This window comes from Paraburkholderia sp. D15, assembly GCF_029910215.1.
In the GTDB taxonomy this organism is placed as follows: domain Bacteria; phylum Pseudomonadota; class Gammaproteobacteria; order Burkholderiales; family Burkholderiaceae; genus Paraburkholderia.
Genome location: NZ_CP110396.1, coordinates 2,834,772 through 2,850,221, shown reverse-complemented (window position 1 = coordinate 2,850,221; position 15,450 = coordinate 2,834,772). Strand labels below are relative to the sequence as shown.

Genomic DNA, 15,450 nt, shown 5'->3' with positions numbered 1-15,450 from the left:
CTGATCCGCTGATCCGCTGATTTGCTGATTTGCTGATTTGCTGGCGGGTCGTTTGTCTTCCGATGCGTTGCCATGTCCGGCAATGCCGGTCTCCTCCCTGGCTGGTGCAGCCTGGCGGAGACCGGAGCCTGCTTCGTTCACGCATACGCGAGCCGGCCGCGGCCCGATGGATACGGGTGCAGCAGCCGGTCGATATCGCTTTGCTCGAACTGCGCGACGATCGCCTGCGAATCGTTGACGCTGAGTCCGACCGCCACCGTCGCGTCGTGCACCGCCAGTCCGCAGCAGAACTCCACGCCGTACTCGACCCAATAGAAAGGCTCGGAGAGCGTCACGCGCCACTCGCTGTCGAAGTGCACGAACCGGTGTTTGTACAGATGCCGTTTGCCTCTGCTGCGCTCATGCACCACACACAGCCAACCGTTTCTCCACGGCACGAGCTGCGATGAGCCCAGCAGATTCTTCGATACCTTCAAGGGTTTGCGCAGCATCACGGTCGCGCCCTGCTCGCTGATCTCGACGATGGTCAGCGGGTTCATCGTGTGAATCGCGCAAAGCTTGCCGTCGGCGACGAAGGGCATCCAGTTCTTCTCGCGCGTCCAGCCAAATGGCGACGCAATCAGATAACTTTCGACGACGCGATTGCCGGAGAGCTTCTGCAGCGCCATGGTGTTGGTGTCGTCCGAATTGCTGCGCGCACTGCCCAGGCACCACAGGTCGCCCTTCCAGAAGAACGTTCTGAGATCCTCGAAGCCGTCGGCCGCCGTCGATCCTTGCCTGAATGCCGTGTCTTCCAGCGAGTCCATGCTGAGTACGTTGAGGCTCGTGGACAGACTGCCGACATAGTTGACCGTGTCGTAACCCGCACCGTGCAGCTTCACCTCGCTGTCGATCAACTCGTAGTTCACCGATCTCACGACTACCGCATAGCCATTCCCATCGAAAGACAGCGAAGGATTGCAGGGCCGATAGTGTCCAGGAATCTGCATCGACACGAACCTGGGGCGAAGCGTATGGAAGAGCTTGTCTTCTCGTGGACGCTCGGCAACGTATCGGTACACGAAATTCCGCAGCCGGCGCGGAACCAGTTTTGAAGGGAACATTCGGATCTTTCTCCCGCGTACGCGTTGATTAAACGAGCGGCCGTTCGACCGCATTGCGATGCCCGTCCATCGCATCGAAGAACTGTTCGTAGCGCCGCTGACAGGTGGTCCAGCCGAACTCGTCGGTGGCAAGACGCGGGCTGGCCTGACGAGCCCGCGTCGCCCACGACGCATTCACCGAGCGCACGATGCCGGGTAGCTCGCCGACATCGTCGAACAGCAACACGTTGTCGAACTTCCTCGCCGCCCACGTCATGAACGGGGTGGCTCGCGCGATCAGCAACGGCACGCGACCGATCGCCTCGAAGAACCCGCCGCTGACCAGCATCGAATCCGCCGCGTGCGGCAGGATCAGTACATCGCTGTCGGCAATGCACTGGGCAAACTCCGCATCGCTGAGAAAGCGCGCGTCGAGATGAACGGCATGGCCCAGCGAGCGGCGCCGAATGATGTCATCGAGCGCCGTAAGATAGGCCGGCGTGCCCTGCCCCGCGATATGCAGACGGCACTCGGGCGGCCACACATCGAGCACGGCATCGATCTGCTTGTAAGGGCGAATCACGCCAAGCAGTGAATACAGGGGCGTCGCACTGTCCGCTCTCGGCGTAATGGGCGTTTGTCCGGGCGCGTCCCAATAGAGCGGATGCGGCAGGTACTGCGCGTCGTACTGTTGCTGATAGTCCGGCGCGTGCACCACGCGAAAATCCGCGAGCCGCCGCACGAACGCCATGATTTTCATCGACAGACGCCGGTTGAAACCCTCGGTGTCGTGCACCGCGTGATCGTGCACGAAGTAGACGACCTTGGCCCGGCCGATCCACATCAGCGAACAATAGAACGCGAACATCAGCGACCCCGTCACGCTCAAACGCGCTGTACCCTGGCTACGCCTGAACGGTCTGTACTCCAGCCAGTGAAACGCGAGAATGTTCTCCGGCTTGAATAGCTGCGGCAATCCTCCCTTGAGCAGCCCCTTGATGGAAAGCGGCACGACGTCGTAACCGATCGAACGGTAAAGATCCTTCTGGATCTCGATGTAGCGGTTGGTCGGGTTGTAGAACGGGCACATCATCACGCGCGGCCGAGGCCCGGTGGCCGGACGCTCGCGGACCTCGTCGACAGTTGGCTTCATCGTGTACCTCTGCAATTGAGTTCAAGGCCGCAAAGACAGGCGATGGGCGAGTACCACGTCAAGCGAGCAGCTTTCCCCATTCGTAGTCGATGCTATCCGGTGTAAAAGGTAGAACGCCCGCGCCCGGCGTGAAGGTCAATTCGCCGAAGTACACCTGGTTGTCCGGCGCATATAAATCGACGCGCACGTAGTCGAAGTCTTCGCACAGCTTCGCGGCTGTTTCCAGTATGTCGTCCAGGTTCTCCGGCCGCGGCGCGGGCACGGCACTGCGTTTGTAATACCCGATCGCGATGTCGAGATGATTCCAGTCCACGTCGTACACGTCGCCGTGCGTGGCATGGCCGAACCGGTCGGAAATCACGAGCAGATAGATGACGGGACCGCCGGGCCGACCGCCGAAGCAGTGCAGCTTGAAATCGGCCGGTATGTGCCCGGTCCGGTCCAGCAGCAGATGCTCGAAGAAAATGCGCGGTGTGATCGCGCGATAGTGCCGTTCTCGCGCGACGTGATAGAAGTCGGTGGCAAGCCATCGCTGCGCGAGTGCCTGCAGATGTTCGAACGACGTGTCCGACTTGTCTCTCACCACCTCGACAAAACTGCTGCCATGATTGGCCTTCATCACGAAGGCCTCCGGAAGCGCATCGAACACTTCACGCGTGAATGCATCCGGTACCGCGATCAATGGAATGAGATGCGCGCGCCCAATCTTCCGCGCGACATAGTCGCGCACCGCGAGCTTGTCGCTCAGGTCGATATAGCGTGGATCGGGGCGCAGGTTTCGCTGCAGGATCTTTTCGTTGAAGGTGGCCGGGCGGAGCAGATTCGGATAGCGGCCAATGCACTTGTGATGAAGGAGTGTCAGGAACACCGGAGCGGGCAACCGCGATTTCAACTGCTCCTTGATTCTTCTGAGAACCGGCACGGGGTATTGCTGTGTCGGTCGATGCAACGTTGCAGACTTGAGAATCGTCATGTCTCCATCCATGGCTCGTGAGATCGCGAGACTGCGTGTCGATGTAGGGGAACGCAACGCATTGGAGGCATCGGCACGTTACGGCATTTCCCGCACCAGTTCCGGAACCGCGCTCCAGCTTTCCTCCGGCGCCAGCCACCGCTCCACCGATTCGAGCTGTTGCCGCGCGCGATATTGCGTGGGCGACATCCCGTAGCGCTCCTTGAAGAGCCGTCCCAACCGGTTGCCGTCGCCCATCCCGCAACGTCGCGCGATCTTGTCGACCGGTAGTTCGGTATTTCTCAGCATCGCGCAGACAATCTCGAAGCGCGTACGCAACAGATACTCCAGCGGCGTCATGCCGAATTCACATTTGAAGCGGCGCTGAAAATTGCGCTTGCTCATGGCCGCGGATTCGGCGGCCTTGGCGACCGAGATCGCCTTGCTGTAGTTCTCCTTGATCCAGCGCGCGGACTCGCGAATCTTCTCGGTGGTCGTGGCAATCACCGCATCGTCCAGCTCCGGCAGATTCTGCTCGACGTAATTCGTTTGCAGCACACGCGCAACCTTGCGTGCCGTATCCGCGCTGACATCGCGTTCGATTCGCGCGAGCACGAGATCGGCCGGCGACGCAGTCGCGCCGCTTCCATTGCTGCTGCCGCCTCTTCGCGCGCCGCCTTCGTCGAAGAGAAAGATCGGTACCGTGGATTTAGGCGGATTCCGGCACGCGACCGCGAGACTCGTGCCGGGTTGAATGCTCGACGAGACCATCGACCCTTCGCGCTCGATCCACGAGATCAATCGATCGTCGGACTCCACCGTTTCCGTGACATCGCGACACGCTACAAACAGCGCATGAAAGTCGGACGGGCTATATCGCTCGAGATTCTGCGTCCAGATCGAAATGCTCGACGAACTGGTGACAAGACCGCCGCCGCCCGACAACACCGACAGCCGGTAAGGCGGCTCTTCGCCGACGGCGGCCTCGAACTCGTTGGCGAGCCGGAATGCGTCGCCGACAGTGCCTGCGGTGGACATGGAGCAATCTTCGAAAAGCAGAAGGCCTATGTGTTTGACAGCGTTATCTCCTTTCTGACCTTCATTGAAGCACGACGTAAGAAAACTGGTTGAATTCATCACACTCGATTCTCCGGACGTTCCAATAAAGTCACGTAGCGAGATTAGCGCATTGAAATTTTCCAGACGAGCTTGGCTGTATTCATGGGTGTTTTGGCGTAATTGTCATGATCGGGGAAATTATTACCTGTACATCACCGTTAAATGGCTGTATTATGAAAGGCTCCGAGAAAGATTTGCCGTGACCGCCTACGCAATTTCGCGTTCGATCCGGCCACCCATGGCTACCTCGCACGCCCCTTGCATCAAAGGGTTCGTCGCGATTCAATCGTTCGAACGGGCGTTTTTTCCGTTTGAATTGTCACTGCGCTTTTGTTACTGCATCGCGGGCTGTCTGTATAACCACGTTACAGCAGTTACATATCGCAACAACACTTTCTGAACAGCGGAAACTGTAATCCATTCCGCTTATTCGGCCATTAACACCCGAATTTATGCCGTCGTCAGATTTACGCATTATTTGCGCGCTATGCTTCACCGCAACATACGTGGTTATTTGCATTGACGATTCAGCCTGTTTCGAATCCTCTCACCGGTTAATTCAATTTAAATTCCTCATTCCGGCTTGATGGAATGGCGATACCACTTACCGCTTTACGACACGGCTGAAAGCCTGACCAGGCCGGCATGCGCCGCACGGTGAATCGCGAGCGCCCGCCCCGAATGCCTGACGTGGCACCTGGCCCCAACCTGCTGCAGCGTACGACCCCGAAGCGTCGCCGGTCCAGACAGTCAGGACCGGCGACGGCGGTTCCAGATCACGAACTCGAGACGCGACGAACCGATGACGAGTCATCGTTGCGCGCGTCGAACATGGAAGGATCAACCGGTGGATTACTACCCGAGAAATTCGCTCTTTGACGCTCCCCATGCCGAGCGCGGTCAACTCAGCGTCGGCGGCATGTTCACGCTGATGCGGGACCATATCTGGGAGATCGTCACGACGGCCGTCGCCGTGCTCACGCTCGCCGTGGCGTACTTGCTGATCGCCTCGCCGATCTACTCCGCCGATGTGCTGATGCGCGTCGATCCGCCCGAGCCGAATGCGCTCGGCCTCGCCTTGCAGGGGCAGGAAGCGTTGCCGCCGCCCGCGCCGTCCGCATCGACCGAAATGGCCGTGATGAGCAGCCGCGCGGTACTCGATCCGGTGATCGAGAAATTCCGTTTCGACGTGTCGGTCACGCCGCGCACGGTCCCTGTCCTCGGCAGCATTGCCGAGAAATTCGCGACGCCAGGCGAGCCGTCCGGCGCGTGGTTCGGCCTCTCTTCGTTTGCGTGGGGCGGCGAGCGCGTGCAGGTCGGCTCGCTGGATGTCCCGCGCGATCTCGAGGAAAAGAAACTCACCCTCACCGCGCTCGAGAACGGCGCGTACGAATTGCGCGGTCCTTCCGGCCAGGTGCTCGTCAAGGGTTTCGTCGGCAAACCCGCGCAGGGCAATGGCGTGTCGATGCTCATCAAGGAACTCAGCGCGCGTCCGGATACCGAGTTTCAGGTGATCCGCTGGAATCCGCTCGACGCGATCGCGCAGTTCGAAAAGCACATCAAGATCGGCGACAAGGAGAAAGAGTCCGGTCTGATGCAGCTAGCGTACGAAGACAAGAATCCCGACCGGGCCACCGATGTCGCCAACGCCATGGCGGATCAGTACCTCGCCTACGCGATCGCGGCGCGTCAGCAGAACGACACGACCACGCTCGCGTTCATCAATGGCGAACTACCGCGGCTGTTGAAAGACCTGAGGAAGGCCGAGGACGATCTCAAGCATTTCCGTTCCGGCTCGCAATCCATTCAGCCGACCAGCGAAGCGCAAGCCTATCTGCAAGGCGGCCTCGACATCGACAAGCAGATCGCGACGCTGCAGATACAACGCACGCAACTGCTCGAACGCTACACGCCGGACAGCCGCTGGGTGCAAACCGCCGACCGGCAGCTCCAGCAACTGCAGGACGCGAAGGCGCAATTCGACGGCCATTTCAACGATATGCCCTCGTCCGAGCGTCAAAGCGTCGATCTGGTGCGCGCACAGAAAGTCGCGGAGACGGTCTATCTCGGCATGGTGCAGAAGGCCGAGCAATTGCAGGTGCGGCGCGCGAGCACGACGGGCGGTGTGCATATCGTCGATCCCGCGATCCGGCCGCATCGTCCGGTCAAGCCCAAGCCTGAAATCGTGCTGGCCGGCGGCATGGTGCTGGGTCTGCTGTCCGGCGTGATGCTGGTGTTCATGCGCCGTCACGTGATGACGGGCGTCACCGACCCGCGCTACGTGGAAAGCCGCATGAGCGTGCCGGTGTTCGGCGAGATCCTGTTCAGTCAGCAGCAGTTGTCGCTCGATCGTCACGGCGCGGGTGGCGGGCGCAAGGCACTACGCGATGCAGGCGGACGCGCTGGTTTACCGCTCCAGCAAGGCGCCGTCGAGCCCCAGTTTCTCCGCGATCCCGCCGACGCCGATCTCGACGCGGCGCTCACGGCCAATCACACGCGCATTCTCGCCGCGCGCTATCCGCACGATCCGTCGGTGGAAGCGCTGCGAGCGGTACGTACAGCGGTGGCGCGCGATCTGGCCCACGCGCGCAATCCCCACCTGATGGTGATCGGACCGACACCCTCCGCGGGCAAGAGCTTCGTGGCGGCCAATCTCGCGATCCTGCATGCGGAAATCGGTTCGCGCGTCGTGCTGATCGACGCGGACATGCGTCGCGGTCATCTCGCGGCGTTGTTCGGCGAGCCGAACCGTGGCGGTCTGTCGGAAGTGCTCTCGGGCCGCATGACCTTACGCAATGCATTGCGGCCGACCAGCGTCGACGGGTTGACGTTCCTGTCGTGCGGCATACGGCCGGAGAATCCCGCGGCCCTGCTGATGAAACCGCAGTTCAAGGAATTGCTGGACCGGCTCGCGACGCAGTTCGACATGGTGATCATCGACACGCCGCCGTTCCTCGCGGTGACCGACGCGTCGATCATCGCGTGCCAGACCGGCTCGTCGCTACTGGTGCTGCGCTCGGGCATGCAAAGCGAGCAGGAGATCGCGGATACGGTCAAGAAGCTGGAACGCGCCGAGGGGCGCATTGCCGGCGCGGTATTCAACGGTATTCCGCTACGGCGAAGCACGCGCAATTACGGCTACGCGGCGAACTACGCCAGCGATTACGGCGACCTCGAAACCACGCACTGAATGCGTCGGCGGCGAGCGAGTTCACAACCCGATCACACCCCGCGCGGCATCGTCAAACGGAGAACCCGATGGCCTTTGCAATCAACGGAAAGTTCACCTCGCAGTCCGTCACCGGCGTTCAACGTGTCGCGTACGAGTTGACGCGCGCGATGCAGATGAGCGCGACGCCCGGTGAAGAACTGGAAGTGTTCGTGCCGCGCAATGTCGTCGAGCCGGGCGCGCAACTGAAACGCCAGCGCCGCTTTCCGTGGCTGCGCGGCACGCTGTGGGAGCAGATCACCCTGCCCTTTGCGGCGCGCGGCACGAAGCTGCTCAATCTGTGCAATACGCATCCGGTGTTCAAGCGCGGGCAGGTCGTGATGGTCCACGACATGGCGATCTACGACGTGCCGCACGCCTTCTCCAGAAAATTCCGCCTGTGGTATCGCGTCTGTTTCGGCCTGCTGCCGCGCATGCAGCCGACCATCCTGACGGTGTCCGCGTATTCGAGGACGCGGATCTGCCATCACATGAAGATCGATGAATCGCGCGTCACCGTCATCACGCCGGGCGCGGATCATCTGGACCGGGTCGTGGCGGACCCCAGTGTGTTAAGTCGCCTCGATCTTGCGAGAGACGCCTATTGCGTGATCGTCGGCAGCCTCGATCCCCGCAAGAATCTCCAATGCGCGCTGGAAGCGATCGATACGCTCGGCCATCTGAACGGCGTCAAATTTGTCGTTGTCGGCGGCCGCAATCCCCGCGTATTCAACGATGCACAAGCGAAACCGCGCGACTACGGCAAGCACATCGTCTGGGCTGGTTTCGTACGCGACGGCGAATTGAAGTCGCTCTACGAGAACGCCGCCTGCCTCGTTTTTCCGTCGCTGTACGAGGGGTTCGGACTGCCGCCGCTCGAAGCGATGTACTGCGGCTGTCCGGTCGTGGCCTCGTCCCGCACGTCGATACCGGAAGCGTGCGGCGATGCCGCGCTGTATTGCGATGCGACGTCGGCCGCCGACATCGCGGCAAAGATCTCCCTGATGATGCGTAACCCGCAGTTGCGCGAGCATTACCGAACCTTGGGGATGGCCCGCGCACGCGAGTTCCGCTGGGAAGATGCCGCGCAAAAGGTTCTGCAGGTTCTTCATGGTCACGCTGGCAATCGCCTGCCGCAACTGGCGCCCAGCGCGTCGGCGAGCTAGCCCATGTTCGCAGGCCAGCGCATCGACACCCTCGCGCACTTTGCCGGACGGCGGCGCATCTTGCGCCTGCTCGCCGCGTGCGCCGGCATGGCGACGCCGCTCGCACGCGCCAGGACTGCGCTGTCGCTGTCGGCGGGGGCGCCAGGCACCCAGGCGCATGGGATGCACGAGCGGCGGATCACCCAGCTGATCGGCTCGAACGGCTGGGCAGGTGCGCCGGACGACGTCGAGATGTGGCGCGCGATGGGCATCAGTTGGGGGCGCGGTTCAGTAGGTCCTGGCCAGCCGCACAGTCCGCTCGACGTGATGCGGGTCGACAAGACCAGTTCCGCATTCGATGCCGATCTGCCGCCCGCGTTGCTCGCGAACAAGCGCAATGGAATCGGCTCGCTGCTGCAACTCGGCTACACGCCCTGGTGGAATTCGCGCGTGCCGCGCGACGCCAATTCCGCGCCGGTGGATGTGGCAGGCTGGACGCGTTACGTCGAGGCGGTGGTGCGTCAGTACTCCGCGCCGCCTTATAACCTCCGCCATTTCCAGATCTGGAACGAGGCCGCCGGCACGCTGTCCGGCGGCCTCGCGCAGGCGACGTTCTGGCATGGGCCGGATGCGGACGGCAACCTGAAGACCTCGAAGCCATACGCGCGCGCGATGCAGGACTACGTCGACAAGATTCATATTCCGGCGGCCCGCATCATCCGCCGCTATCGCGCCTACGTCGTGTATGGCGGATGGCCGGACCAGGGCGGCCTCGACAACTTCAAGACGTGGCTGGAGTACCGCAGTCCGGTATGGAATGAACGGATGCTGGACTGGGTCGATTACATCGACACCCACTATCTGCCCGTGACCGATCTCGATTCGCTGTACCGGCAGTACGTGAAGAACGGTCCCGCGCGCGGCGTCTGGCAAACGGAAATCGGCGACGCGTACATGAAGGACCCGCATTACCTGCCGCGCTATTTCTTCGACCTCGCCGTGTGGGCGCTCGACAGCGACTGGGACGACCCCAACAAATACCTGTCGATGGTTTATCACTGGGACGGCTACGAGCCCTTTCGTCTCACGCATCGCGGACCGCCCGAGCGGACTTACAACGTGTCCGGCAGAAGCCTCGTCGCGCTGTGCCGGACCGCGAACGGCACGCTGTCCGCGTTTCCGAAGGCGATGAAATTCGGCGCGGGCGTCGACGGCAAGGCACTGCTTTCGGGCCGCGATCTGGTGATGCAGGTCAGTGCCGAGCCGGGTTGGCGCAGTGTCGGCGTGACCGGTATCAGGCCGCCCGCCAACGCCAATGCACGTGTCGAATTGATCGATGCGGTGACGGGCGGTGCGAGCGCTGCAAGCGATATCGCTGGAACGTGGAGCGGTGCCACGCTGAACGTTCGCTTCAAGGTACCGAGTGTCACCAATGGAGCGGACGGGACCGGCAATTCCAGTAATTCCGGTCATTCCGGCAATTCGAATAATCCGCCGCACCGGCATCTGGCCTACGTCGTCGTGCACGACGTGAACATGGCCTGACGACATGACTGACGCAACGACTCGTTCAATAACTTATTTGGCAACCCAAGCATTGACTCAAATACAAACCGCGCCCGCTACCATGAGCCCAATCACCGTCGTGATCTGCAACTACAACTACGAGCGCTACCTCGCTGCCGCGATCGAATCGGCGCTCGCGCAGGACTATCCCGGCACGTCCGTGCTGGTGATCGACGACGGCTCGACGGACGGTTCGCGCGCGGTCATCGAACGGTTCGGCACGCGCATCTCGACGATCCTCAAGGAGAACGGCGGCCAGGTGTCCGCCTACAACCGCGCGATCGAGGCGCTCGACACCGAGTACGCGATCTTTCTCGACTCCGACGACGTTCTGTATCCCCGCGCCGTCTCCGAAGTGATGCGTTTCTTCTCGACCGGAGACTGGGCGAAAGTCCAGTTCCGCCTCGACGTGATGGATAGCGCGGGCAAGCTGACGGGCGCGCATGTGCCGCACACCGAGCCGCCGGCCGACTGCGGAAGATTGCTGCTGTCCGGCTGGCTGTATCCCTCGCCGCCGGCTTCGGGAAACGCTTATCGCGTGAGTGCGTTGCGGCGCATTTTCCCCGTGCCGAAAGCCGCCATCAACCGCTACGGGGCCGACTTCTACGCGATCTACGGCACCGCACTGCTGGGCCGCGTCGCGACGATTCCAAGGCCACTGGGCGGCTATCGCGTGCACAACGCCGACAAGGTCACCGTGTCCTTCTCGAACTCCGAGGACATGAGCAAGGCGCCCGAAGCGTTCACCTCGCGATGGTCGATCCTGCGCGACATTGCCGGCACCCGTCTGCAGATGGAACTGCCGCCCGCCTTCCACGACTTTTCGCACGAGAAGGCGCGCTTTTGCAGCGGCGTCTATCGCGCTCCGCTGCATAACCGCTGGCACTGGATGATGTGGGATTCGCGCGCGTATCTGCACACCATCGTCGCCAATCCCTTCTGGAGCCTGAAGAAGAAACTCGGCACGCTGGTGCTGTCGAGTTTGTGCCTGATTCCGTACTCGCCACTGTCCGACTTCGTGGTGCGCTATATCTCGAACCCGCTGGCCCGCCATCGCGTGGCTGGACGTTGAAGTCCACCAGTCCACGACGCAGGCACGGAGAACGGCATGGATAGACGAAAAAGCATCCGCGTAATCGGCTTTGTCTACGGCGGCTACTTGATGCGGTACGTGTACCTCATCATCGTGGTGCCGTTTTACGGGCGGATGCTGGGCGTAGCGGGATACGGCCAGGTTCTCGCGTCGATGTCGCTGATGAACGTGATCTGGATGCTCGTCAATTACGGCTTCAGTCCGGTCGGCATGCGCGACGTGTCGAAAGCGCAGAGCGACGCCGAGTGCAACGAGATCTTCTCGCTGCACGTGAGCGCGCGCGTGGTCCACGGACTGGTCGGCGGATTGATCGGCGTGATCGGGACGCTGTGTTCGCCGGTGCTCTCCGAGCGACCGTTGATCGGTTTTCTCGCCACCCTGCTGGGGATCGTCTCCGGCATGAACCTCGGCTGGATGTTCCAGGGCCGTCATCAATTCCGCACGCCGATCATGATCGAGGTATTCGGCTTCGCGCTGAGCCTCGTGCTGGTGTTGCCGCTCGTGCGCGGCCCCGCGGATTCGGTCTGGGTGCTGGCGAGTCTATTGATCGCGGGCGTGGCGTCGTCCATCGTTTCGTACGGCATTACGATTCGCCAGATCGGCTGGCCGCGCATCCGCTTCAGCGGCATCACGGCCCTCGTGCGTAATTCGACGATGCTGTTTCTCTACTCGTCGGGCTCGGTCGTGTTCACCGCCTCGTCGACCTATCTGCTGACGCTGTTGTCCACGCCTGAACAGGTCGGCTACTTCGGCGCGGCCGAACGTTTCGCGACGATCGGGCTCGCGCTGATGGGCCCGGCCGCGCAGGTGTTCATTCCCACCATCACGCGGCAACTCGCCCAGGGCGACAACGCCGGCGCGCACGAGACGACCCGGCATGGCGCGATGCTGCTGATGGGCTACGGCCTGCTGATTTTCTGCGGCGCGCTGGCGCTCTCCCCGTTCGTGCTGCCGCTGATTCTCGGCGCCGCGTTCGGCCCCAGCGCGCATGTACTTCAGGTGTTCGCGTGGATGTTTCCGTTCGCGGCCTTCAACGAATTCGTCGCGGGCTATGTGTTCGTGCCGCGCAAGAAAGATCGTCTGCTCGCCGTCGTCGGTATCGCATCGGGGCTGATCAATCTGGTCGCCGCGCTGTATCTGGCGCCCCGTTACGGCGCCATCGGCATCGCGTTCGCGCGGGTGACCGGCGAGGCGATTCTGTCGTTCATGCTGCTGGGCGTGGTGATTCGTCTCGAACTCTTCGATCTCGTGCCGGGCGGCACGCGGGCGCTGAGCCTGGTGCGCGGGGCCTGCGGCTTGCGGACCGCCGCACGCGCCGCGCGCGGCGCGGAAGACGAATGAGCCGGCTCATCGCGCAATGGCAAGGGCCTATGCAGACAATGGACCGTGATTGCAATCTCACAGGAGGTTGAAGTGAAAGTCGCTATTGTTCACGATTGGCTGGTGGTTTCGGGTGGCGCGGAAAAGGTATTGAAAAACATCATCGAGTGCTTTCCGAAAGCCGACCTCTTTTCGCTGGTCGATTTTCTCGAAGACCGCGAATGCGTGAAAGGGAAACCGGTCAGCACCTCCTTCATTCAGCGGCTGCCGTTCGCGCGCAGGCGCTATCGCGCGTATCTGCCGTTGATGCCGCTCGCGATCGAACAGATCGACCTTTCCGCATACGACCTCGTCATTTCGAGTTCGCACGCGGTGGCCAAAGGCGTGCTGACCGGACCGAACCAGCTCCACGTGAGTTACGTGCATTCGCCCATCCGCTACGCGTGGGATCTGCAACATCAGTACCTGAACGAATCGCACCTGAAAACCGGCCTCAAATCCGCGCTGGCGCGCGTACTGCTGCACTACATTCGCGGCTGGGACTCGCGCTCGGCCAACGGCGTCGATCATCTGCTGGCGAATTCGCAATTCATCGCGCGACGCATCAGGAAAACCTATCGGCGCGACGCGACCGTCATCTATCCGCCGGTCGATCTGGCCAACATGACGATGTGCGCGCAGAAGGACGACTTCTACGTGACGACCTCGCGCATGGTGCCGTACAAGCGCATCGATCTCATCGTGCGGGCTTTTTCGCAGACGCCTGAGCGCCGCCTCGTGGTGATCGGCGACGGCCCGGAGATGAAGAAGATCAAGGCGGCCGCGGGCGAGAACGTATCGATACTCGGCCATCAACCTTTCGACGTGCTTGTCGATCACTTACGGCGGGCTCGCGCTTTCGTGTTCGCCGCCGAAGAGGACTTCGGTATCTCGGTGGTGGAGGCACAGGCATGCGGGACGCCGGTGATCGCATTCGGCCGTGGCGGTGCGCTGGAATCCGTCATCGGTCTGCCGCTCGAACGGCCTACCGGCGTGTTCTTCGGCGATCAGACGATCGACTCGCTGCTCGAAGCGGTCACGCGCTTCGAGCACAACGCGCATCTGTTCGATCCTCGCGTATGCCGCCGAAACGCCGAGCGCTTCTCGTCGGAGAACTTCAAGAGCGCATTGATGAGTTTTGTCGATGCCCGTTTGCCCTATGGCGGTCTTGAGCAGTTTCTGCCCTATCCGGTACTGGGCGAACTGAGCGCCGAAGAGCGCAATCACGCCGAAGTCGCGTCGTCGACGCTATGACAGATTAGCGGGACACGTCATCCCGCGCACGCCGTCAAAGCGGCGCGCCGCTGCGGGATTTGCGCTGAAGGTGGGCAATCGCGGCGTTATCGACCGAGCGCGCCGCCAGCAGCAGCGAAATAACCAGCGAGAGAATCAGCACATTGGACGGCGAGACCAACCGGTGTTCGGTCGCCGCCATGACCAGCAGGCAAACCGACGACAGCTCGACGAACCGGAACGCGGCGAAGTTCTCGCCATTGCCGAAGAGCGCGGCAGCCGCCGCACCATGCTTGCCCCATTCGACCAGCCGCCAGTAGAAGCACAACATCAGCCCAAGTCCCACCACGCCCATCTCCGCGAGAAAGTTCAGGTAAGAGTTGTGAGCGTGCGAATCGCTGTGCTCGATGATCATGTTCGACGGAATACTCAACAAGCCGAAATAGGACGTCAGATTGCCGATATGGTCGTCGAACGATCCGAACCCGAGCCCCACGATCGGGCTCTGCTCGAAGTAAGCCAACGCGCGCGGCCAGAGCCATTCGTAACGGATGTCGAGGTTGGCGACCTTCGCGTCCTGATTCTCGATGGTGAAGGGATAGCCGAAATAATCGACCCGAGAGTCCGTGTGATAGATCGCCATCGCGAACGAACCCGCCAGCAGGCAGGCCAGCAGCGTGGCGAGCATCCAGCGCTTGCGGCCGAAATACAGATACGGCAACACGATCAGCACGCCCAGCAGCGAACCACGGCTGTAAGTGGAGAACAGCATCAGCACATTCGCGGCGAGCAACGCCAATAGCCATTTACTGCGCTTGTGCAGATAGCAGGCCACGCCCAGGCAGAACAGCATGGCAAGAAATCCACCCGCCGCGTTACGCGCGATGAAAAAACTGCCGAAGCTGTCGTCCGGCCGCGCGAGGATGCTGAGCAAACCGTTGTGAATCACGTAGTACGCGTAGGGCGGAATGTTGATGGCCACCGCGAAGATGAAGAACGTGCGAAGTACTTTATTCAGATCCCAGCGATGCGTGTACAGGCAACCCGCGAAGATCGGCGCATAGGAGATGAAGAAGTTGCCGTCGCGCCGGTAGAAATCGAATTCCAGAAACGAGTGCGGATCGTAGAGCAGCGTGGAAATGATGACCAGCAGCGTGAATGCCGTGAGCGGCGTCATGAATGCCGGGTAGCTTCGACCGAAGAATCGCCACGGCAGCACAACCAGCGGAAGCAAACCCACTGCGCTCACGGGCACCATATTCGTCACGGTCAGAAATAGCGCGAGTAGCGAGATGTAGGCCATTGCGGTTCCTGGAAACGGACGGCATGCGATGTCGAGGGACTGGACAAATAGAACAAAAAGAACATCCGGTGTCCTACCTTTGACCGTGCAATCGCCGCGAGTTCATCGACGTATTCATTCGAACCCTACCACGCCATTACATCGTTTTCCACGCGACATGTCCCATCGAACGACAAATCGGCACGCTTCGATTTCGCTCATCAAAACAGGTCCAACGAGCCGGGCCAAAACCTCAAC

At 61.4% G+C, this 15,450-nt stretch carries 11 protein-coding genes; 6 read left to right on the top strand and 5 right to left on the bottom strand.

Translation table 11 applies throughout. The features are described 5' to 3' along the window. Nucleotides 1–137: 137 nt before the first annotated feature. The 4 genes from LFL96_RS32505 to LFL96_RS32490 form a co-directional block, all read right to left on the bottom strand. Entirely contained in the window at nucleotides 138–917 is a 780-nt protein-coding gene (locus tag LFL96_RS32505) for a hypothetical protein (protein ID WP_281001990.1), read from the bottom strand. A 214-nt stretch (nucleotides 918–1,131) separates the two neighbouring features. Then, complete coding sequence (locus tag LFL96_RS32500; protein WP_281001989.1) at nucleotides 1,132–2,235, bottom strand: hypothetical protein; 1,104 nt, start codon at nucleotides 2,233–2,235, stop codon at nucleotides 1,132–1,134. 58 nt (nucleotides 2,236–2,293) lie between these two features. After that, a complete protein-coding gene (locus LFL96_RS32495; protein WP_281001988.1) occupies nucleotides 2,294–3,208 on the bottom strand; it encodes an ATP-grasp fold amidoligase family protein in 915 nt (304 codons plus the stop codon). 78 nt (nucleotides 3,209–3,286) lie between these two features. Continuing rightward, nucleotides 3,287–4,225, bottom strand: a complete 939-nt coding sequence (locus LFL96_RS32490; protein ID WP_281001987.1) for a helix-turn-helix domain-containing protein — start codon at nucleotides 4,223–4,225, stop codon at nucleotides 3,287–3,289. A 928-nt stretch (nucleotides 4,226–5,153) separates the two neighbouring features. Between LFL96_RS32490 and LFL96_RS32485 the strand changes: the two genes are divergently transcribed. The 6 genes from LFL96_RS32485 to LFL96_RS32460 all read left to right on the top strand — a co-directional run bounded on the left by LFL96_RS32485 (nucleotide 5,154) and on the right by LFL96_RS32460 (nucleotide 13,931). After that, nucleotides 5,154–7,496 carry a polysaccharide biosynthesis tyrosine autokinase gene (locus tag LFL96_RS32485; protein ID WP_281001986.1) on the top strand — a complete coding sequence of 781 codons (2,343 nt, stop codon included), beginning with the start codon at nucleotides 5,154–5,156 and terminating at the stop codon, nucleotides 7,494–7,496. A 68-nt stretch (nucleotides 7,497–7,564) separates the two neighbouring features. Then, complete coding sequence (locus tag LFL96_RS32480; RefSeq protein ID WP_281001985.1) at nucleotides 7,565–8,680, top strand: glycosyltransferase family 1 protein; 1,116 nt, start codon at nucleotides 7,565–7,567, stop codon at nucleotides 8,678–8,680. 3 nt (nucleotides 8,681–8,683) lie between these two features. Further along, nucleotides 8,684–10,204 (top strand): hypothetical protein, encoded by a 1,521-nt coding sequence (locus LFL96_RS32475; RefSeq protein ID WP_281001984.1) that lies wholly within the window; start codon nucleotides 8,684–8,686, stop codon nucleotides 10,202–10,204. An 82-nt stretch (nucleotides 10,205–10,286) separates the two neighbouring features. Beyond that, on the top strand, nucleotides 10,287–11,297 hold the full coding sequence (locus LFL96_RS32470) for a glycosyltransferase family A protein (protein WP_281001983.1): 1,011 nt from the start codon (nucleotides 10,287–10,289) through the stop codon (nucleotides 11,295–11,297). 36 nt (nucleotides 11,298–11,333) lie between these two features. Further along, nucleotides 11,334–12,659, top strand: coding sequence for an oligosaccharide flippase family protein (locus LFL96_RS32465; protein WP_281001982.1), 1,326 nt, complete (start codon nucleotides 11,334–11,336; stop codon nucleotides 12,657–12,659). A gap of 72 nt (nucleotides 12,660–12,731) precedes the next feature. After that, on the top strand, nucleotides 12,732–13,931 hold the full coding sequence (locus LFL96_RS32460) for a glycosyltransferase family 4 protein (RefSeq protein WP_281001981.1): 1,200 nt from the start codon (nucleotides 12,732–12,734) through the stop codon (nucleotides 13,929–13,931). Nucleotides 13,932–13,965: 34 nt separating this feature from the next. Here the strand turns inward: LFL96_RS32460 and LFL96_RS32455 are convergent, their stop codons facing one another. After that, the gene (locus LFL96_RS32455) at nucleotides 13,966–15,213 is read right to left on the bottom strand and encodes an O-antigen ligase family protein (RefSeq protein WP_281001980.1); all 1,248 of its coding nucleotides are present in this window, start codon (nucleotides 15,211–15,213) and stop codon (nucleotides 13,966–13,968) included. Nucleotides 15,214–15,450 lie beyond the last annotated feature (237 nt).

Bases quoted from the DNA above. Each gene is read 5' to 3' on its own strand.
- LFL96_RS32500 (WP_281001989.1), bottom strand. From the start codon at position 2,235: ATGAAGCCAACTGTCGACGAGGTCCGCGAGCGTCCGGCCACCGGGCCT.
- LFL96_RS32495 (WP_281001988.1), bottom strand. From the start codon at position 3,208: ATGACGATTCTCAAGTCTGCAACGTTGCATCGACCGACACAGCAATAC.
- LFL96_RS32490 (WP_281001987.1), bottom strand. From the start codon at position 4,225: ATGTCCACCGCAGGCACTGTCGGCGACGCATTCCGGCTCGCCAACGAG.
- LFL96_RS32480 (WP_281001985.1), top strand. From the start codon at position 7,565: ATGGCCTTTGCAATCAACGGAAAGTTCACCTCGCAGTCCGTCACCGGC.
- LFL96_RS32475 (WP_281001984.1), top strand. From the start codon at position 8,684: ATGTTCGCAGGCCAGCGCATCGACACCCTCGCGCACTTTGCCGGACGG.
- LFL96_RS32470 (WP_281001983.1), top strand. From the start codon at position 10,287: ATGAGCCCAATCACCGTCGTGATCTGCAACTACAACTACGAGCGCTAC.
- LFL96_RS32465 (WP_281001982.1), top strand. From the start codon at position 11,334: ATGGATAGACGAAAAAGCATCCGCGTAATCGGCTTTGTCTACGGCGGC.
- LFL96_RS32455 (WP_281001980.1), bottom strand. From the start codon at position 15,213: ATGGCCTACATCTCGCTACTCGCGCTATTTCTGACCGTGACGAATATG.